This window comes from uncultured Campylobacter sp. (assembly GCF_938045595.1).
In the GTDB taxonomy this organism is placed as follows: Bacteria; Campylobacterota; Campylobacteria; order Campylobacterales; family Campylobacteraceae; genus Campylobacter_B.
Genome location: NZ_CALIBB010000082.1, coordinates 1 through 19290, shown reverse-complemented (window position 1 = coordinate 19290; position 19290 = coordinate 1). Strand labels below are relative to the sequence as shown.

The following is a 19290-nucleotide window of genomic DNA, read 5'->3' as shown; positions in this document are numbered from 1 at the left end:
AAAAACCTAGCGGTTTTCTCAAACAGAATATAGTAGAGAAATTTAATAATAGGCATAAGCAACAAGCCCATAATTATAAAAATAAACATATAAAATTTAAAGTTGTATAATGCCACGGCGATCATTATAAATAAAACTAAAACACAAAATTTAATTTTCACATCAAATGGCGCGAAATTGGGAATCATATAAGCATACCTGTAAACGGAGATATTTTTTAACGCCATCTCTTTTTCGCATCTGGTTTTATTTTTAAATTCTATTTTGTCCTTCATAAAGATTATTGTTTTTTTGCTATTTATAAAGCTCGCTGCGTATATAAAGAAAAATGCGGTGCCATAACCTAGCAATATTTTCATATAAAACCTAAATTTATACTCACTGCTAAAATGATAGGTCAAAGAACAAATTAACAAAATTCCAAGAGCTATCAGCCAAAACAGATCGTCTAGCTTTTTTATAACTATCGGCTCTTTGTCGTAATCTCTAAACCCAATCTCTTTGTTTCTTGTATCCATAACCGCCCGCTTTAGCTAAGATAATATTTTTCTATTTTATCAATATCGATATGTTTTCTAATCAAAAACCATTCTTTTATTTCGTTTAGCCTTTCCGCACCATATACGCAAACTAAATAATTTTTTACCGATAAAATAGAGCTTAAATAATAAGTATTTTCTTGCTCATAGTACGGATAATCCACTACGATTGCAGAAAAGAATGAAAAATTCTTAAAATTGCCTACAATTAAAAAGTGAAAAAATATTTTCAAAAAGATTGCAGAAAGTATTGAAAAAATGAAGAGTAATAAAATTTGCGATGATAGAAACGATAGTGCTGCAATAGAAAAAATTATAATAATATTATAAATGAGGCGACGAATCTTATCATCGTTGCGATATCCCCAAAATGGTCTGCCCATCACATAATTTAAATGAAGGTTATTTGTCCTTCTCTCAAGCTCGCCGTTGTTATAGAAATCTATAGAATTATTCATAAAGTAGATTTTTCGATTATTATTGCTTACGCAGCAGCTATAAATAAGTCTCAATGCTATCGCTATAAAAATTCCAAATATAATGCTAGAGCCTATTTCCATCATCGATATATGGTGTTTTGAAAAAATTAAATCCCATATGCTTAGAATATATCCGCCCAAAATCATAGGCGCGTATAAAAATGTAATTGTAGATATTAGCAGCCTCTCATAATTTTTTACTATTATCGGATCTTTGTCGTAATCTCTGGCTTTTTGTTTATTATAATTTTCCATTATTTCAAGCCCCTCTTTAAAAATAGATATAAATTTGTAATAGCTTAATTGACAAAAGACTTTTATATACGTTGCCTGACTTCTCTCTTAGCAACCTCTTCCCTCGTCATTTTATCCTCCTCGTTAGATAAACAAATAATCTTTCTTAATGTTATTTATATTTACGCTTTTCAGCAAAAAATATTCTTTAATTTCATCATAAATTTTTTGATTATAGAGATAAACGAGATAACATCTTGGATAAATGGGCTTGTTCCTAAACCATCTGCCATATGAGGGGCGTGCGATCCTAATAAACGGCAAAATTCTAAACCCTTTTAAATTCCTATTTATAAACAGATAAAGTATAAAATTTAATAAAAACCCAAATAAATATGTAAAGGATACCGCTATAAAAAATATATTCCACCATGTTACGCACATAAAAATAGCGATAAAGTACAAAAATATCTTTTCAGATTTTCCTATCTCATATAAACTTGCCAAAATTCCGATAGAGAAATTTAAAGATAAAGCGTTTTCATCAATTTCGCAGCGTTTTTCAACTAAGTCGTCGCTAATAAATTCTATATAATTGTTTGTAAATTTTATCTCTTGTCTAGGACGGATTACGGTAAATATAGATATTATAACTGTAGATAGTAAAATAATGAATAAAATAGCAAAATACTGAACTATGTCAATATCTTCATGATTTATAAAATCTATAATTAAAAATGCATGTAGCGTAGAGATCGGCAATAATAGGACTAAAAACGAATATACAAAAAATTTTTCATAATTTTTGATTGCTATCGGCTCTTTGTCGTAATCTCTAGCCTTGGAATTCTGCGGTAAGGCGCCGCTGTCATCGGATATAAAATTTTGCGGCTCTGCGTTGTTATCACAGGCAGAATTCTGATCCGCTTCTGCTTCTAATTCGGCTTTTAAATTTAAAGCGCCAGGATCGGAATTTAGGGTTTCAGAATTTGAAGCTTCGAAATTTGAAACTTCAAAATTAGAGACTTCGGAATTCTGGATTTCAGAATTTGGGACTTTAAAATTTTCGCCGTTAGAATTTTGTTCCAAGCCCCGCTTCGGCTCCTGATGCCGCTTTTGTAGTAGCTTTTTTAATTTCTCAAGCCCGCTTTGATCCATTTGCCGCCTTTAAATTTGATGGACGCGCCATTTTATAGTGCCACCGCTTAAAGCTCAGTAAATTTTACCGCTCGCCCGCTACGCGCCGTTTGATCAAAATTTAGCCCTCGTATCTTTGTAGCGATTTTTTATATGTTTTCGCCGCAGCGTAGCCCGCGCTCAGATATGCCTCAAACTCCTCGCTGGTAAGCCTGCGCGGCTCATTCGCAAGCTTCGCCGCACCGCTTGGCATATTTGCGTCCAGATTCGCTTCATTTACGATCTCGCCCCGTCGGATTCGATTGCTAAAGCCCGCTGCACGCGCTATTTGCGACACACGCTTTAAAGAGAAGTTTAAATTTCGCGTTTGCAGATTTAAAATTTTACCCATGCATTTGCGCGGACCCGCGATAAAATCGCCATTTTGTATGAGCGGGGCGACGGCAGAGCCGAGCTGGCCGCTCTCCGCCGAGCCGGGTAAGCAGCCCGTTGAATCCGGTAAGCCGCCCGCCAAAAGCTCTGCGCCGCTTAGGACGCGCAGGCTTCGCACCAAAATCCCGCCGCCGCTTTGCGGGACGCTGCGAAACGAAATGTCAAAGCCGAAATTGTGAAAAAATATCTCGCCCGCCCGCGACGTGCGCTTGTAGGTGTTGCGATCCGCGCCCGTGAAATACGCCTCGATCTCCGCGAAGGCGAATTCCGCGCCGCTTATGCAAAGCACATAGTTTTGCAGCAGATCGCGCATGAAATTTTCGATCTTTGCCTGCGCTTGCTCGCCATCAAACTGCGCCTGCGACGGATGGGCACCAAACGCAAGCGCTTGTCTGACGCCCGGCTCCGACTGCGATGGACGGACGTTAAATTTTAAGTGTGCTTTCTCGGCATCAAACAGCGGCTCGGTATTAAATTTTAAAATTTCAGCTTGCTGCGCACCGCTAAAATATGCCTGTTTGCCGCGAAATTTCGCGCCATTTTTTGATTTTAAAAGCTCACCGTCGCCCCCGTCTCTCGCGCTTCCTGCAAGTTTATGATTTTTTGAAGCGAGCTTTAAGCCCGCCGAAATTCCAAACTCCGCCGCGTCGATTTTTGAGAAAAATTTTTCTAAATTTTCATCCCCCAGCATTTTGCTCTTCCGTAGAATTTCCTTCGCGCTTTATCGAGCTCGCCTTGTTGCCCATAGTGTCGGATTCGCCGTTGTTTGCCTCGGCGCGCGTTAAATTTCTCTCGCCGTCCGTCGCGTTCATATCACCTCGCACTAAATTACCGCCGTTACTCGTCGTGTTTGCTTCGTTGTCTTTAAAACTTGAAGCTTCGCAACGATCTACACCTAAACGCTCGAAATAATATCTCTCTCGCTCACCTAAGTTTTCCACTCCTCTTTCGCATACACGCTTGATATACGCCTTGCTAGGGTATCTAAGCCGATTGAGCGCCAATTCACTACCCGCGTCTGCGCGCTTTATCAGCTTAGCGATGCAGGCATCATCCTCTTCACTATTTGCGATATAATCCCATACGCCACAGTATCTATCACCGCCCAGCGCCGTAATCAAAAAATAAACCCAAAGCAGGATTATGGCGATCGATATGCTTCCTTTTATTTTTAAAGATCTCTTTTTTACCATGTTTTTCCTTGAGTAATAAATTTTAACTCATTTTTTCACAAATTTGACCAACGACATAAAATTTACGATATCGCCCTCAAGGCTAATCTTATCGCCCAGCATTTTGCTCTTCCGTAGAATTTTCTTCGCGCTTCGTCTTGTCCGCCTTGTTGCTCGTAGTGCTGGATTCGCCGTTGTTTGCCTCGGCGCACGTTAAATTTACTCCGCCGTCCGTTGTGTTCGTATCGCCTCGCGCTAAATTACCGCCGCCGCTCGTCGTATTTGCTTCATCGCCCTTTGATTTGGGCGTTTTAAAGCCCCAAATCTCGCATCGATCCCCGCTAAAGCCTTGGAAATAATATCTCTCGCGCTCGCTCAAGTTTTCCACTCCCTTTTCGCATACGCGCTTGATATATGCCTGGCTCGGATACATTAGTCGATTTACCGCATGGTCATCGCCGGCGTCCGCGCGCTCTATTAGTCTGGCTATGCAAGCGTCATCCTCTTCGCCCTTGTTGTTTAAAAAAGATTCCCAAATGTTGCAATACGCGCCATTGTTTCTTATATATAGGGTGCACAGAATAATAACTCCTACAATTAACAAAAAAATTTGACTTTTACTAGCTTTCAATTTCGCTTTATTGCCCGACATTTGACCCTCCCGTAGAATTTATATCGCGTTTGATTACGCCTGTTGCATTACGGATTGTATTGATATCCTCATGCGTTAAATTTCCCTCGCCACTCGTCGTATTTGCTTCGCCGCCCTTTGATTTGGGCGTTTCAAAGCCCCAAGCTTCGCAGCGATTTTGGATGTAGAGCTCAAAATAATATCTTTCGCGCTCACCCAAGCTCTCCACTTCCTTTTTGCATGTGCGCTTGATATACGCCTCGTGCGGATATCTTAGTCGATTTGCCGCATATATATTACCCGCGTCCGCTCGCTTTATCAGCTTGGCGATGCAAGCGTCATCTTCCTCATCATGCCTGCCTGAAAAAAATTCTCTCGCGCTACAATACCCGCCGCTACCGCTTACAAACGCGGCATAAATAATAATAAGCGCCAAAATTAGCACAAAAACATGATTTTTACCGATTTTCAAGCTCGCCTCCTTCGCGATTAAATTTTGATTTTTTTCGCAGATTTACGATTTGCGGGCGAATCGTAAACTCGCTCACGTTGGACTTCGTGCGCAGAATTTGCAGCGTAAAATTTGCGATCTCCCCCACGTCCACGAAGCTTGCCTCATCATCTGCGGGCTCGAAGCTCAAATCCTCGTAAAACGGCGTTTTGGTGACGTCGGGGTTGATGCAGCTTACTCTGATCTGCTTGCGCGCCTCCTCGAAAAGGCAGAGCAGAAACGCCCGCAACCCCGCCTTGCTCGCGCTATAAACCGCGCTAAAGCGGCTCGCTCGCAGCGCCTCGATCGAGCTGATGCCGATGATATGGGCGCGGTTGCGCTTTAAATTCGGCAAAAGCGCGCGCGTGATGATGATGTTTGCGACAAGATTTACGTTTAAAATTTTTAAAATTTCACTCTCGCTCATCGCCTCAAGCGGCGCAAATTTCGCCGCACCCGCGCATAAAATCAGCGCGTCAATCTCACACGCCGCAGCCAGCGTGCGGCACTCCTTCGCTAGCGCGTCCGTATCCTCAAAGCGCGAGGCTAGCGTTAAAATTTCATAGCCGTTTTGTCGCAAAAGCTCCGCAACCGCGCTGCCGATACCGCCGCTTGCGCCCGTGATCAATGCTTTCATCTTTTCTCCTTTAAATTTTCATGCCGCTTCGGCGCGTTAAGCTTAGCGCACTATACAAATTTCGCTGCGCTAAATTTATTGCCCGCTGTATTTGCCGCTAAATTTACGCGGATTATTTAAACCGCGCCGCGACTTTGCCGGGTAAAATTTTAAATTTAGCCCGCGGACGTTTGCTGCGCGAGCGTTTTGTAAAATTTCATCGCCGCTCGCTGTGCCCGCCCCGCACGATTTATAAAATTTAATTTTATAAAATCGGGTGTGGCGCTAAATTTTAACCGCTCGCTCGCCGCAAATTTCGCGCTGTATCTTAGGCGCCACATTCGAACCGGTACAGGCCGCGACGTCTGCGACAAACAGCGCGTCTAGCACTGCCGTATCTTTGCGAAATACGCCGCCTTCATCGCCTCTTCAAAGGCGTCATTGCTTTCGTACTCGCAGCCCAAAACCTCGCGCCACAGGCTCGCATCCTCCATGCAGAGGTAGAAAAACACCCGCTCGCGCCACGGCAAAAGCGCGTCCGCGGCAAATTTAAAAAGCTCGCGCTTGATCTGCAGCGGGTAGGACAGCTTGCCGTTCGCGTCCGCAAGGGGCATCTGTAGAATTTTGCTCCGCAGCCCGCGCGAGCGCAGCTTTTTGACGACGGGCTTAATGAAGGTAAGCGTGCCGAGCGAGACCATCGCGACGTCGCTTGGATCGAAGCTGCGTAGCAGCCGCTCAAAAAGCGCGCCGTAATCGCTCCGCCACCCCTCGTAGCGAACCATCGGGTGGAAGTGAAAGCCCACCAAAATGCCGCGCGCCGCGAGCGCTTCGGCTGCCGCCAGCCGCGCATCCAGGCTCGCGCTTAGATGCTCCTCATTCGCAATGATCGCGGGCGTATTTAGCGAAAAAGTAACGATGAGATTGCGCGGGATCTCGCGCTGCAGGAAAAACTTAATATTGTTCGACTTGCTTTTAAGCTCCAAAATCACGTTTTCATGTCGCGCCGCAAAATCGCATAACGCGCTTAAAATGCCGAAGCAATCGCCCCACATAAGCGAGTCGGAGCTCTGCCCCGTGCCGATGTGGTAACTGCGCGCAGAATCGAGTCGCAACCGCGCTAAATTTGCCGCAAAATTCTCGTCAAAGCCGATTTCTCCGTGCTTGTAAAAGGAGCCGATCGCGCAATACGAGCAGTCAAAGCCGCACGAATTGACTGCATCTAGCGTCAGCAGATTGCAGCAGCGCGTGTTTTCGCTCGCCACCGGACAGCGACCTAGAGCGATGCGCTCTGCGCGAAAGGATGAAATTTCAAATTTTTTCGGCGCATAGTCGCTTTTGAAGCTCGCGTACGAGTGCGGGCGCGACTTGAGATCCAGCCAGGCTTCGCGCACGAAATTAAAAATTTGCTCGCCGCTTGGGATTTTCCCTGCTTTATTAAATTTGGCTTTATTAAAATTTAGCCCACACTGCCCGTCCGCAAGCAGCTCATAAACGGGCGTCTCGTCCCACGCCTCAAAATCGCTCGCAAACTCCGCAAGCTGCTTTCGTTGCTGAAACGAAAAGTGAAATTTCTCAAATAGCGCGCCTAAAAACGCGCTCGATCGCTCGCCCAGATTCACGCCAAACTGCGCGCCTAGCTCCTTTTTTGCCTCCGTCATCTTGCTCCGCTTCGTTTAAATTTTGCAAATTATACTTAAATTTCGCGCGCCGTCACTAAAAATCGTTGAAATTTCAGATCGCGCCGCAGAATAGTCGCTCGAAATAGAAGGCGTAAGCTAGCGTAATAGCGACGTTTAGGATCAAAATTCCGCCGAGCGCAAACTTTTGCGGGATTTTTTTGACGCCCGTTCGGTAATAATACGGCAGGGCGCAGAAAAACGCGGGCAGCACGAGCAGAGCGATACCTAGTGGTATGCCCGCACCGCCCACGCCTATCTCGGCACTGCGCACAAACTGCGCCATGGCGGGAAATTTATGAACGGCGAATATGGCCGCTGCAAAAAGTAGCTGTACGCAGACGCAGTAAAATAGGTAACGCGCGCCTATTAGGGTATCTTTTAGCCATAGCCCGATACAGAAAAATGCGAGCAAAAGAGCTAAAAAGACCAACAAGGGCGGATCCGCGAGCAAATCCGCCACGGCATACGCGCAAGCCGCGACGCACGCGCACGCGAAGAGGGCGAAATACAGATAAGAGCCTTTTATTTTCATCGTTTCTCCTGCGACTCTGCAATACCTTCAAATTCCGCGTCGTATTCAGCATATGAAGCCAAAATTTCATCCCTCGGCTCGGTTTTTTGCATACGCTCTCGTGGTTAAATTTTGCTCTTTATTGCGGCGCGGATTTGCGGCAGGCGCGCCTTTACGAGCTCATAGACGAAGCTTTTACAAAGCCGCTCGCCGCGCAGATGATCGCTTACGATCTTCATCATCGCCCATGGCACGCCCGCGCGCTCGCAAGCACCCACGAAAAGCGAGCTCTCCATATCGTAAAGCCTGATGTCGCGATTTTCTAGCCCGCAAGTAGCGTCTTTTGCCGTGCACGGCGTATTTTGTGTTGCGCGCGCTGCGGTATTCGTCGCGTCGTTGCGTCCGCCTACCGCGATTTGTGAGGGTTTTATGCTCGCTAAATTTTGCGCCTCGATCTGCGTTGCGCTTTGTATTGCAGCCCGCGTCGCGTCGGGCGTGAAATTTTTTGTATCTGCCGCGCCGTTCACCCCTTGCGTTGGGACTTGTGCGTTTATCTCGCCGCATGTCTCGATCGCTGCGATACTTGCCGCATCAGTTCGCTCCGCTGCATTTAAAATTTTAGGCTCGCTCACGCAGATTAAATTTGCCCGCAGCTTGCCGTCTAAACTCGCACCGCAAAATTCCCGCTCGCAAACGTTTTGAAATTTCGGAGCCTGCTCGTTGTGTTCCCCAACCTGCGAGCGATAAAGCTCCGATCCGTCCTCGCCGCAAAATTCCTGCGCTGCCGTGCCGTCAAAGTAAAACGCCTCGCCGATTTGCACGCCTTTATCCGCGCAGCCGCAGACGCCTATGTTTAGCGCAAAGTCCACGCGCCGAGAAAGTAAAATTTCGCCGAAGCGCTCTGAATTTCGCGCGGAGCCAAGATCTAAAATTTTAAAATTTTCAGTCGCATTTAGCGCAGAGCCGGTCTCTGCGTCGCCGCAGAGCGCGCCCGCACCCAAACGGTGCTTAAATTTTACGTCCGCACCGCACCGATCCTTGCGAAGCTCACGCCCGAATTCCGCGTCCGTATCGGCACGGCGAACAAATTCCGCGCCGCGCTCGCTCTTAAATTCTATTTCTATGCCGCCTGCAGCGCCCGCTTCAAATTTAGCTCCAAACCTCACGCCGCAGATGTATAGAAGCATCTGCTCGCCTGCGAACAGATCGCCGCCGCGCGTAAGTTTAAAACTCTCGATTATCGCTTGGGCTTCGCAGCGCAAAGCCGTACAGATCAGTATCATTTGCCGCCTTTGTTAAAACCGCATTTTAACAATTTGAGCTATAATGTAAGATTAATTTGGCACAAAAGGGCGAAAATGAACGATCTCATCACCATCACGGGCGCGCGCGAGCACAATCTGAAAAATATAAATTTGCAAATTCCAAAGGACAAACTCGTCGTTTTTACCGGTCTTAGCGGCAGCGGCAAGAGCACGCTGGCGTTTGATACGCTATATGCCGAGGGGCAGCGCAGATACGTCGAGAGTCTAAGCAGCTACGCGAGGCAGTTTTTGGACCGCGTAGGCAAGCCCGACGTCGATAAGATCGATGGTCTGACTCCTGCGATCGCGATCGATCAAAAAACGACGTCGAAAAATCCGCGCTCGACGGTGGGCACGATCACCGAAATTTACGACTATCTGAGGCTGCTTTATGCGCGCGTCGGGGTGCAGCACTGCCACAAATGCGGCAAGCCGATCTCAAAGATGAGCTCCAGCGACATCATCGCCGAGATTATGAAGCTGCCGCGCGGCGCGAAGGTGATCTTGGGTGCGCCCTTGGTGCGCGAGAAAAAGGGCAGCTTCGCCGATATGCTGCAAAACTTGCGCGAGCAGGGCTATGTGCGCGCTCAGATCGACGGCGTGCTGGTGCGACTGGATGAGGAGATCGAGCTGAGCAAGACGAAAAAGCACTCGATCAAGGTCATCATCGACCGCACGATCATCGACGAGGAAAATTCCATCCGTATCGCAAGCGACGTCGAAAAGGCGCTCAAGCTCAGCTTCGGCGAGCTTGAGGTGGAGATCGCAAACGCCGCCGAGCTGGGGCTCGCGCAGAGCTTGATCCACTACAGCGAGCATATGGCGTGCTTTGATTGTAAAATTTCATTCAAGCCGCTCGAGCCGCTCGCGTTTAGCTTCAACTCCCCAAAGGGCGCGTGCGAGAGCTGCGACGGGCTAGGGATAAAATTTAGCCTCGATCTGGGCAAGATCATCAACGAAAACGCCTCGATCGAGGGCGGCGCGATCAAGGTAATGTCTGGCTTTAACAAGAGCTATTATTATAAATTTCTGCTCGGATTTTGCGAAGCAAACGGCATAAACGTCAAAATCCCGTACGCAAACTTAAGCGAGGAGCAAAAAAAGCTGATCCTCTACGGCAGCGTCAAAGAGATCGATTTTTACTGGAAAAAACATAAGCTCGTGCGTAAATTTGAGGGCGCGATCAAATACGCCTACGATCTGCTCAAAAACGAAAGCGATCTGGACGATTATATGAGCGAAAAAATTTGCCCCGACTGCGGCGGGCTGCGCCTGCGCCCCGAAAGCCTAGCCGTAAAAGTCGCAGACAAGGGCATCGGCGACGTGATAAATATGAGTATCGCAGACTGCGTGGAATTTTTCAGCGACGAGAAGCGGTTTTCAAATTTAAGCGAAAAAGACGCGCAGATCGCGGCGCCGATCCTAAAAGAGATAAACGAGAGGTTGTTTTTCTTAAAGGACGTGGGGCTTGGATACCTCACGCTGGGGCGCGATGCGCGCACCATCAGCGGCGGCGAGGCGCAGCGTATCCGTATCGCAAGCCAGATCGGCTCTGGTCTTAGCGGCGTGATGTATGTGCTCGATGAGCCTAGCATCGGGCTTCACGAGCGCGATACGAAAAAGCTCATCAAGACGCTGCGAAGCTTGCAGGAAAAGGGAAATTCCGTAATCGTCGTCGAGCACGATAAAAAGACGATCGAGGCGGCGGACTTCGTCGTAGATATCGGCCCTGGGGCGGGCAATCTAGGCGGCGAGGTCGTATTCGCAGGAGACGTCGCGCATCTGCTTAAAAGCAATACGCAAACCGCGCTGTATCTGAATAACCAAAAGGAGATAAACTACCAAAAGCACCGTAAGCAGGAGCTTTGGCTAAGTATCAAAAACGTAAATATCAATAACATCCACGGCCTTTGCGCAAAATTTCCGCTGCGTAATTTAGTCGGTATCACGGGCGTTAGCGGCAGCGGTAAGAGCTCCTTGGTGCTGCAAACCATCCTGCCGACGGCACTTGAGGAGCTAAATCGCGCCAAAAAGGTGCACGCGGTAAAGGGCGCTAAAATTTCCGGGCTTGAGAGCTTAGATAAAGTGATCTATCTGGATCAAACCCCGATCGGACGCACCCCGCGCAGCAATCCCGCGACCTACACGGGGGTGATGGACGAGATCCGCGCGCTTTTTGCCGCGACGAAAGAAGCGCAGCTGCGCGGATACAAGATCGGCCGCTTCAGCTTCAACGTCAAGGGCGGGCGCTGCGAAAAATGCGCGGGCGAGGGCGAGATCACGATCGAGATGCACTTCCTGCCCGATATCAGCGTCGTTTGCGACGTATGTCACGGCACGAGATACAACGCGCAGACGCTTGAAATTTTATACAAAAACAAAAGCATAGCCGACGTTTTGGCGATGAGTATCGACGAGGCGCTCGAGTTTTTCAAAGCCGTGCCTAAAATTTATCAAAAGCTAAAGACGCTCGCGGACGTCGGGCTCGGCTACGTTTCGCTCGGACAGCCCGCCACGACGCTTAGCGGCGGCGAGGCACAGCGCGTCAAGCTCGCCAAGGAGCTAAGCCGCACCGACACGGGCAACACGCTATATATCCTGGACGAGCCCACGACTGGGCTTCATTTTGCAGACGTAGATCGCTTGGTGGCGGTACTGCATCATTTGGTCGATCTTGGGAATTCCGTCTTTGTGATCGAGCACAATCTAGACGTCATCAAAAACTGCGATTACATCATCGATATGGGGCCCGAGGGCGGCGAGGGCGGCGGACAGATCGTCGCTTGCGGCACCCCAGAAAAGCTCGCGAAAGATTTCAAAAAAACGCTCAGTTACACGGGGGAATTTTTGGCGCAGGAACTAGCGGCGATGAAAAGCGCAAGCAAAAATAAACGGGGCTAAAACGCCTTATCGGGGGCAAAAATGGATCAAAGCAGGCTTGAGGAATTAAAAAGGCCACTACAAAAGCGACATCAAGAGCCGAAGCGGGGCTCGGAACAAAATTCTAACGGTGAAAATTCTGGAACATCGAATTTTGGAGTCTCGAATTTCAAAGCTCAAAATTCCGAAATCTCGAATTCCGAAGTCTCAAATTTTGAAGCTTCGAATTTTAGAACCTTAAATTTCGAAGCCTCGAATTTTGAAATCCTGAATTCTGAACCTCCGAATTTGGAATCTTTGAATTCCAAAGCTCCGAATTCCGCTAATGATGCTTTAAATTTAGAAGCCGAAGCGGATCAGAATTCTGCCTGTGAAAACAGCGCAGAGCAGCAAAATTTTATCTTGGATGACAGCGGCTCTTTGCAGCAAAATTCCAAAGCCAGGGATTACGATAAAGAGCCGATAATAATAAAAGATCATACTTATTACGAATTTATGATTTATCAATTTCCAGCGCTACTGATAGGTTTTATTATATTTTTGACTTTTGCTACCATAGTAAATCCCGTTAGTCTTAAGACTTTTCGAATGCTTCCGTCTATATTGGTTTCATTGTTGACCGTAATTAGGGATAAAGACGGCATGTATTTTGAGTTTAAAAACGATAAAATTCTGTATTATTACAAAAACAAGATCCGTAAAATTTTCGAATTAAATAGTATAGGTGCGATGATAATTAGCTCTTTGATTGCAGGCACAGTATGCGGCAAAGGATAAATTGGTTTATAAAAATAGCACTACTTCTTTGGATTTTATTAATTTTTGCCGCCGATACATACGATATGGCAATCGGCGAAAGCATAACTGATATATTGTGTATTTTTGTTTTAGCTGCATCAGGAATTTTCGGAGCAAAGGCTATTATGCACCTACGCAACGGTAGTCTTAGTTTTTTCGGTCTTCACGATCAGCTTGTGCTTTATAAAGAAAACGCCGAGGTTGAGATACTAAATATTTTGATGGCAGATAAAGAGGAATATCTGCAGCTGAGAGATTATTTTATGCAAACGATGCAAAAAGATATAAGCAACCTGCAGCGTACGATGTCGATCTTTAACGAAAAAATAGAATTTAGAAAATTTAAATTTTAAAAAGAGTATGTTATGGAGCAAATTGAGAAGGCAAGAAAAATTTTAGCCATTGCGGCTAGATAACAGAATTTCATGCAACAAATTCCATCCCGCGATACGGCGGAATGGAATTTGAAAGCAGCTAATTCGTAGCGAGTAAATCTAAAATAGAATTTTAATTTAAATCCCAAAGCCTTAGCCGTTATAGCCTAAGCGGCGCATATTTGCGCACGCGTCCTTGTAGCCGTAATAGCACGAGATGCGGTATAGATCAATGGCGTTGAATTTATTCTGCTCCACGCCCTCGCCTTTTTCAAACATCGCTGCGAGCTTCTGGCAAGCAGGGAAGTTTTGGGAGAGCGTGCACGCAGCGTTGTAGGCATTGGCGGCGGAAGCATAGTCGTGCTTGGAATACATAGAATCCGCAAAATTTAGACACATTGCGCCATTGCCGTTTTTGCATGCATCGCTTTGCACGACGCTGCCTTGTAGGTTCATCGCACGGATACCGTCTTGAACATCGGCGAAGGAATATTTGCCGCTCTTTGGCGCATCGACTGCGCTCTTTGGCGCGTTGCTAACGCAGCCTGCCAAAAATACTCCGGCGGCGATCAAAGCTAGAATTTTTTTCATATTTTGCTCCTTAATTTTTTGAAATTTGGCGACCCAAAACGTAATAGGTCTCTTTGCCCGCGACCTTTTGCAGCTTGAGCTTAAATTTTTCCGACCAAGATCGGATGATCTGCTCCGCAGCAGTCTTGCGCTCCTCATTTGTAGCGTCATTTTTGATCTTAAAATACGGGTTAGAATTCGACATCGCCACGTGCGCACCGTAAATTTTAAGCTTATCGTTCAGCCCTACGATGCGATCGAGCTCATTATCCTCAAAATCGCACTTCGATAAAATTCCTCGCAGCTGCGCGACCGTCGCGTCGTTTACGCTATATCCTAGCGCTAGCAAAATTCCATCTTCACTCATTCTCATCCTTTCTAAAAAATTTATCTGTTCGCTTGTGAAATCAAAACGCCTTCGATTATGCTTTTTATATCGCCGTCTAAAATCGCATCGGTTTGGCTATACGCCTCGCCGCTGCGGTTATCCTTAACCTGTTGATATGGGAAAAGCACGTAGGAGCGGATCTGATGCCCCCAGCCTATCTCGCTCTTAGGCACGTTTTCGTCCTTTTCGCGCTGCTTCATTAGCTCAAGTTCGTAAAGGCGCGACTTTAACACCTTCATCGCCGTTTCTTTGTTTTTGTGCTGGCTTCTATCGTTTTGGCAGTTTACTACGATACCCGTCGGGATGTGCGTGATACGCACGGCGCTTTCGGTTTTATTGATATGCTGCCCGCCTGCGCCGCTTGCGCGAAACACATCGACACGAATATCCTTCTCTTCGATATTTATCTCGATATCATCATTTAGCTCGGGGCTTACCATCACGCTTGAAAAGCTCGTATGTCTACGCCCTGCGCTATCAAACGGGCTTACGCGCACCAGGCGATGGATGCCGTTTTCGGCTTTCAGATATCCGTAGGCGTTCTCGCCGCGCACGATGAAGCTGACATCCTTAAGACCTGCTTCCTCGCCCTCTTGAAAGTCCAAAACCTCGATCTTAAAGCCCTCTCGCTCGCAAAAGCGCAGATACATGCGATATAGCATACTCGCCCAGTCGTTGCTCTCCGTACCGCCCGCGCCCGGATGAATGCTGACGATAGCGTTTTTATCGTCGTTTTCGCCGCTAAGCATCATAGAAATTTCTAAATTTATGATCTTGTCCTCTAGCTCGTCCGCCTCGGCGAAAAGCGAGTTTATCGTCTCTTCGTCGTTTTCCGAGTTTGCCAGCTCATATAGAGCCTTCGCGTCATCTACGGCGTTTTTAGCGTTTAGAAATTTATTTAAGATATTTGAAATTTTAGTTTTTTCCTTGCCGATGGCGCCTGCTTTTGCGACGTCCTGCCAAAGATTTTGATCGTTTTCAAGCTCCTCGATCTCTTTTAGGCGCGCTTTAATGTTCTCCGGTTTTACGACGCCTGCAATATTTTCGACTTTAGTATTTAGGGTTTTTAAAAGTTCCGTGTATTCGTAATTATCCAAAATTTAAGACCTTTTTATGCTTTTGGCGTGATTATAACATATTTTGGATTAAGGTTGTTTATAAAATTTTATTTAAGGCGGGTATTATGAAGCATTTATCTATTAGGGATATCAAAATCTGCTTGATATTGCCATGATTAATCAGTTTAAGCTCCATCGAGAGATCGGGCAATGGGTCGTTTAGTAGCAGTTTTAGCTTTGCCTCTTCTAGCTTCAACTTTTTGCAATCGGCTTTTTTGTCTTCAAGCATAGACACCACTAGTCTTAGCTTTTCTTTTGTCATTTCACTTTGCACGAAAGCACCTTATATACGATAATAGAACATAAAAAAGCTACAATGGAGCAGGCAAAATACGCCCAAATTTCTCCGATAGTTTTTTCAAGAAGCGCGTGCAGTCCTAGCAAAAAGAAAACTAAGCCTATAATGCAAATTACGCCCATAATTATATTTAGTAAAACCGAATTGGTGCTCTTTAAAAAAGAGCGCCTGATATCGCTAGCTTGAGCGTCTACGAGCTCTACTACCGAAACTATAAATTCAGATATGCCGGCCATTATTTTTTCAGCAACCAAGCGAGCAAAAATCCGACGCTAGCAGCGATCGCGATGCTTTTTATCGGGTCTTGTTTTATCGTGTCATTTACGCTTTCTATGCCGTCTTTGCCTTTGAGCCTTAGATCATCTATATATTTTTTGATCTCATTGCTATTTAGCTGATCTAGAATTTTATCTTTAGCAGACTCCGCACGCTCTGCGCCTATGTTTTTGATAGACTTCATAATCTCTTTAAAATCCGCTTTTAAAGAGTCGATATCCTTTTTCAAAGAATCTAAATCTGTCTCTTGAGTAGCCATTTTCGCTCCTTTTGAAGTTTATTTTAGAGCTAAAGCTCGTGGTAGATTTTAGTACTTATTGATTAACGCTCGCTAAATAGACCGCCCTTTCGCGCTTAATTTATACCTTTAATATTTTTTGATATAATTGCGAGCCTAATATTTTATATTGAAAAGAGAGAACAATGCAGATCATTAGAAGCGTAGAGGAGCTAAAAAGCTTCAGAGCATCAGCAAGCGGCAGCGTTGGCTTCGTGCCTACGATGGGGGCTTTGCACGCGGGGCATGCGAGCCTCATAAAAAGAGCGCGGAACGAAAACGACATCGTAATCGTCTCCGCATTCCTCAATCCGGCGCAGTTTTTGCCAGGCGAGGATCTAAACAGCTACCCAAAAAACGAAGCGGGTGATATTAAAATTTGCGAAAGCCTCGATGTGAACGCGCTTTTTATCCCGACCGCGGATGAAATTTACGGCACGGAGGAGCCAGCGATCATAGCACCTAAGCCGATAAGTGAAATTTTAGAAGGCAAAACGCGCCCCGGGCACTTCGACGGCGTACTTAAAGTGCTAAATAAGCTTTTTAATCTAACTCGTCCTAGCAACGTTTATATGGGCAAAAAGGACACCCAGCAGCTTTTCATCGTACAGAAGATGGTAAAGAGCTTTTTTATGCCTATAAGTATCATCCCTTGTGAGATCGTGCGCGAGAGCGACGGCTTGGCACTTAGCTCACGTAACGCCTATTTGGACGAGGAGGGAAAGCTTATGGCGCTTAAGCTTTCGCGCTCCTTGCTAAATGCCAGCTCGCTTATTAAAAAAGGTGAGATCAGCCTAAATATCATCCGCGAAAAGATGCTTAGCGTGCTTGAGCCGCTGGCGGTCGATTATATAGCGTTCGTGGATTATAAATTTAATGAAATTTCGCAGATCAAGCAAGGCGATACGATAATCCTGCTTGCCGCAAAGGTCGGCACAACCCGCCTGATCGATAATATCTGGCTGTAAAATGGCAAAACTCCATCTCGTTTCTCTAGGCTGCAATAAGAATTTAGTCGACTCCGAGATCATGCTCGGGCGTCTGCAAAACTACGAGCTCACGGATGAGCCTGCTAGCGCGGACGTGATGATCGTAAATACCTGCGGCTTCATAGCAAGCGCCAAGCAGGAGAGTATCCGCACGATTTTGAAGCTTAGCGAGCAGAAAAAAAGCGGCGCGCTGCTGGTCGTCACGGGCTGTCTGATGCAGCGCTACAAAGACGAGCTCATGCGCGAGCTGCCCGAGGTCGATATTTTTAGCGGCGTCGGCGACTACGATAAAATCGATGAGATGATTTTAAAAAAGCAGAATTTATTCAGCCCGCAAACCTATCTGCAAAGTCCCGCGCTTACCTCTTCGCGCGTGATAACGGGCTCAAACTACCACGCTTACGTTAAAATTTCGGAGGGCTGTAATCAAAAGTGCTCTTTCTGCGCTATTCCGAGCTTCAAAGGCCGCCTAAAAAGCCGCTGTATAGACGACATCGAAGCGGAGGTGCGCGGCTTGGTAGCGCGCGGATTTTACGATTTCAGCTTTATCGCACAGGATTCCAGCAGCTACGGTCGTGATCTAAGACGCAGCAACAAGGGCAGATCAAATTTTAAAGGCTCCGAAGGCGAGTTAAATTTTGCGGGCTTTCGCGACGGGCAGAATTCCGATGGCTCAAGCGGCGGCGCGAGAGATAGAATTGCCGCTCAAAGTAGGCTCGTCTGCGATAAGGGCTCTGGCGGCGAGAGTGCTGGCGACGAAAGAGCCCACGAGCAAGACGTGGATCTAGTCGCACTGATAAAACACATCGAAAAAATCGAGGGTGTCAAGGTCGCGCGCGCGCTGTATCTCTACCCCACCAGCACCGACGAGCGGCTCATCCGCGCAATCACTGACTCACCCGTTTTCGCAAACTACTTCGACATGCCGATTCAACACATAAACGACAAAATGCTAAGCCTGATGAAGCGCGGCGCGGGCGCGGCGCGAATCAAAGAGCTTTTAAGCTTAATGCGTGCAGCACCAAACTCGTTCCTCCGCACGGGCGTCATAGTGGGGCACCCGGGCGAGGGTGAAGCCGAATTTGACGAGCTTTGCGCATTTTTGCGGGAGTTTAAATTTGATAGAATTTCAGCTTTTGCCTACAGCAAGGAGGAGGATACGGCGAGCTTTGCGATGCCGCAGATCCCCGCACGGACAATTAGTCGCCGTCTGAATAAAATCGAAAAAATCACGCGCGAGGCGATAGATAATAGCATGCGCGCGCTCGTAGGCAAAAAGATGCCCCTAATAATCGAAGGCGCCAGCAGCGAGGGCGAGTTTTTTTACGGCGCTAAGCCCCTTGCATGGGACAAGGACATCGACGGCGAAATTTTAATCAACGAAAGCTACGTGCAAAACCTAAAAGCAGGCGGTCTATACGAGTGCGAAATCACGGAATTTGCGGGCGATAGACTGCTTGCGCGAGTACTAAAAAGCTCGCAAGGACAATGAAAAACTCGCCCGAAATTCCAAGCAAAATTTTAGCCTTGCTACGAGCTAGCAAAAATCTGCTTGCCTTTTCGCATGGCGTCGATAGTACAGCGCTTTTTTACCTTCTGGATGAGGCAGGCGTAAAATTTGACCTTGCGATCGTGGACTATAACGTCCGCGCGCAAAGCAAGGACGAGATCGCCTCGGCGCGAGATCTGGCGGCCAAATTTAGCAAACGAATCTACGTAAAAAGCGTGCGGCTGGGCGCTTCAAATTTCGAGCACGAGGCGCGCGCGGCCAGATATGATTTTTTCGGCCAAATTTGCCGCGAGCAGGGATATGAAAATTTGATTTTGGCGCATCAATTTGACGATAAATTCGAGTGGTTTTTGATGCAGCTTGGGCGCGGCGCGGGGCTTAGCGAGCTACTTGGCATGCAAGAGCTAGAGGCTCGCGAGGATTGCGTGATCGCTCGTCCGCTTCTAAGCGTGCGAAAGTGCGAGCTGGAGCGGTTTTTGCGTGAGCGAAACTTAAAATACTTCACCGACGAGACGAATTTGACGGAGCAGTTTAAACGCGGCTTTATTCGCGCGAAATTTAGCGAGCCGTTTTTAAACGAATACTTTA

23 protein-coding genes are annotated in these 19290 nt (G+C 46.8%); 6 read left to right on the top strand and 17 right to left on the bottom strand.

Annotation, left to right across the window (positions count from 1 at the left end; translation table 11 throughout):
* The 12 genes from Q0340_RS03215 to Q0340_RS03160 form a co-directional block, all read right to left on the bottom strand.
* The coding region (locus Q0340_RS03215; RefSeq protein ID WP_298082136.1) for a hypothetical protein at positions 1-518 on the bottom strand (518 nt) is incomplete at its 3' end.
* A gap of 11 nt (positions 519-529) precedes the next feature.
* Positions 530-1273, bottom strand: a complete 744-nt coding sequence (locus Q0340_RS03210) for a hypothetical protein (RefSeq protein ID WP_298082135.1) — start codon at positions 1271-1273, stop codon at positions 530-532.
* 123 nt (positions 1274-1396) lie between these two features.
* The gene (locus Q0340_RS03205) at positions 1397-2410 is read right to left on the bottom strand and encodes a hypothetical protein (protein ID WP_298082134.1); all 1014 of its coding nucleotides are present in this window, start codon (positions 2408-2410) and stop codon (positions 1397-1399) included.
* 100 nt (positions 2411-2510) lie between these two features.
* Complete coding sequence (locus Q0340_RS03200) at positions 2511-3512, bottom strand: hypothetical protein (protein ID WP_298082133.1); 1002 nt, start codon at positions 3510-3512, stop codon at positions 2511-2513.
* Positions 3499-4014: a hypothetical protein gene (locus tag Q0340_RS03195; RefSeq protein ID WP_298082132.1), complete on the bottom strand. Its 516-nt coding sequence runs from the start codon at positions 4012-4014 to the stop codon at positions 3499-3501. Before Q0340_RS03195 ends, Q0340_RS03200 begins: the two co-directional genes overlap by 14 nt.
* 88 nt (positions 4015-4102) lie before the next feature.
* Positions 4103-4597 (bottom strand): hypothetical protein, encoded by a 495-nt coding sequence (locus Q0340_RS03190; protein WP_298082131.1) that lies wholly within the window; start codon positions 4595-4597, stop codon positions 4103-4105.
* Between the two features lie 34 nt (positions 4598-4631).
* Entirely contained in the window at positions 4632-5096 is a 465-nt protein-coding gene (locus Q0340_RS03185) for a hypothetical protein (RefSeq protein WP_298082130.1), read from the bottom strand.
* Complete coding sequence (locus Q0340_RS03180) at positions 5083-5751, bottom strand: SDR family oxidoreductase (protein ID WP_298082129.1); 669 nt, start codon at positions 5749-5751, stop codon at positions 5083-5085. The genes Q0340_RS03185 and Q0340_RS03180 overlap by 14 nt, the downstream gene beginning before the upstream one ends.
* Before the next feature lie 155 nt (positions 5752-5906).
* The gene (locus Q0340_RS03175; RefSeq protein WP_298082128.1) at positions 5907-6071 is read right to left on the bottom strand and encodes a hypothetical protein; all 165 of its coding nucleotides are present in this window, start codon (positions 6069-6071) and stop codon (positions 5907-5909) included.
* A 42-nt stretch (positions 6072-6113) separates the two neighbouring features.
* Positions 6114-7388 (bottom strand): spore photoproduct lyase family protein, encoded by a 1275-nt coding sequence (locus tag Q0340_RS03170; protein WP_298082127.1) that lies wholly within the window; start codon positions 7386-7388, stop codon positions 6114-6116.
* A gap of 73 nt (positions 7389-7461) precedes the next feature.
* Positions 7462-7941, bottom strand: a complete 480-nt coding sequence (locus Q0340_RS03165) for a hypothetical protein (protein WP_298082126.1) — start codon at positions 7939-7941, stop codon at positions 7462-7464.
* Between the two features lie 104 nt (positions 7942-8045).
* The gene (locus Q0340_RS03160) at positions 8046-9203 is read right to left on the bottom strand and encodes a hypothetical protein (protein ID WP_298082125.1); all 1158 of its coding nucleotides are present in this window, start codon (positions 9201-9203) and stop codon (positions 8046-8048) included.
* Between the two features lie 75 nt (positions 9204-9278).
* On the opposite strand from Q0340_RS03160, the gene uvrA reads away from it, so the two are divergent.
* From uvrA to Q0340_RS03145, 3 genes are read left to right on the top strand one after another with little or no spacing between them, the layout of a single operon-like run.
* The gene (uvrA, locus tag Q0340_RS03155; protein ID WP_298082124.1) at positions 9279-12125 is read left to right on the top strand and encodes an excinuclease ABC subunit UvrA; all 2847 of its coding nucleotides are present in this window, start codon (positions 9279-9281) and stop codon (positions 12123-12125) included.
* 21 nt (positions 12126-12146) lie between these two features.
* Complete coding sequence (locus Q0340_RS03150) at positions 12147-12881, top strand: hypothetical protein (RefSeq protein ID WP_298082123.1); 735 nt, start codon at positions 12147-12149, stop codon at positions 12879-12881.
* Positions 12866-13255, top strand: a complete 390-nt coding sequence (locus tag Q0340_RS03145) for a hypothetical protein (protein WP_298082122.1) — start codon at positions 12866-12868, stop codon at positions 13253-13255. Before Q0340_RS03150 ends, Q0340_RS03145 begins: the two co-directional genes overlap by 16 nt.
* Positions 13256-13429: 174 nt before the next feature.
* Here the strand turns inward: Q0340_RS03145 and Q0340_RS03140 are convergent, their stop codons facing one another.
* From Q0340_RS03140 to Q0340_RS03120, 5 genes are all read right to left on the bottom strand, one after another.
* Positions 13430-13867 carry a hypothetical protein gene (locus Q0340_RS03140; protein ID WP_005870060.1) on the bottom strand — a complete coding sequence of 146 codons (438 nt, stop codon included), beginning with the start codon at positions 13865-13867 and terminating at the stop codon, positions 13430-13432.
* Between the two features lie 10 nt (positions 13868-13877).
* Positions 13878-14213: a type II secretion system protein gene (locus tag Q0340_RS03135; RefSeq protein ID WP_297961307.1), complete on the bottom strand. Its 336-nt coding sequence runs from the start codon at positions 14211-14213 to the stop codon at positions 13878-13880.
* A gap of 20 nt (positions 14214-14233) precedes the next feature.
* The gene (prfB, locus tag Q0340_RS03130; protein ID WP_298082121.1) at positions 14234-15331 is read right to left on the bottom strand and encodes a peptide chain release factor 2; all 1098 of its coding nucleotides are present in this window, start codon (positions 15329-15331) and stop codon (positions 14234-14236) included.
* A 58-nt stretch (positions 15332-15389) separates the two neighbouring features.
* Positions 15390-15626, bottom strand: a complete 237-nt coding sequence (locus tag Q0340_RS03125; protein ID WP_298082120.1) for a hypothetical protein — start codon at positions 15624-15626, stop codon at positions 15390-15392.
* Positions 15627-15885: 259 nt separating this feature from the next.
* On the bottom strand, positions 15886-16185 hold the full coding sequence (locus tag Q0340_RS03120) for a DUF883 domain-containing protein (RefSeq protein ID WP_298082119.1): 300 nt from the start codon (positions 16183-16185) through the stop codon (positions 15886-15888).
* A 164-nt stretch (positions 16186-16349) separates the two neighbouring features.
* Here Q0340_RS03120 and panC point away from each other — a divergent pair, with 164 nt between their 5' ends.
* The 3 genes from panC to tilS form a co-directional block, all read left to right on the top strand.
* Positions 16350-17171 carry a pantoate--beta-alanine ligase gene (gene panC / locus Q0340_RS03115; protein ID WP_297948702.1) on the top strand — a complete coding sequence of 274 codons (822 nt, stop codon included), beginning with the start codon at positions 16350-16352 and terminating at the stop codon, positions 17169-17171.
* Position 17172: 1 nt separating this feature from the next.
* Positions 17173-18684: a radical SAM protein gene (locus Q0340_RS03110; protein WP_298082118.1), complete on the top strand. Its 1512-nt coding sequence runs from the start codon at positions 17173-17175 to the stop codon at positions 18682-18684.
* Positions 18681-19290, top strand: a 610-nt coding sequence (gene tilS / locus Q0340_RS03105) for a tRNA lysidine(34) synthetase TilS (RefSeq protein WP_298082117.1), incomplete at its 3' end; no start/stop codon positions are given. The genes Q0340_RS03110 and tilS, both read left to right, overlap by 4 nt.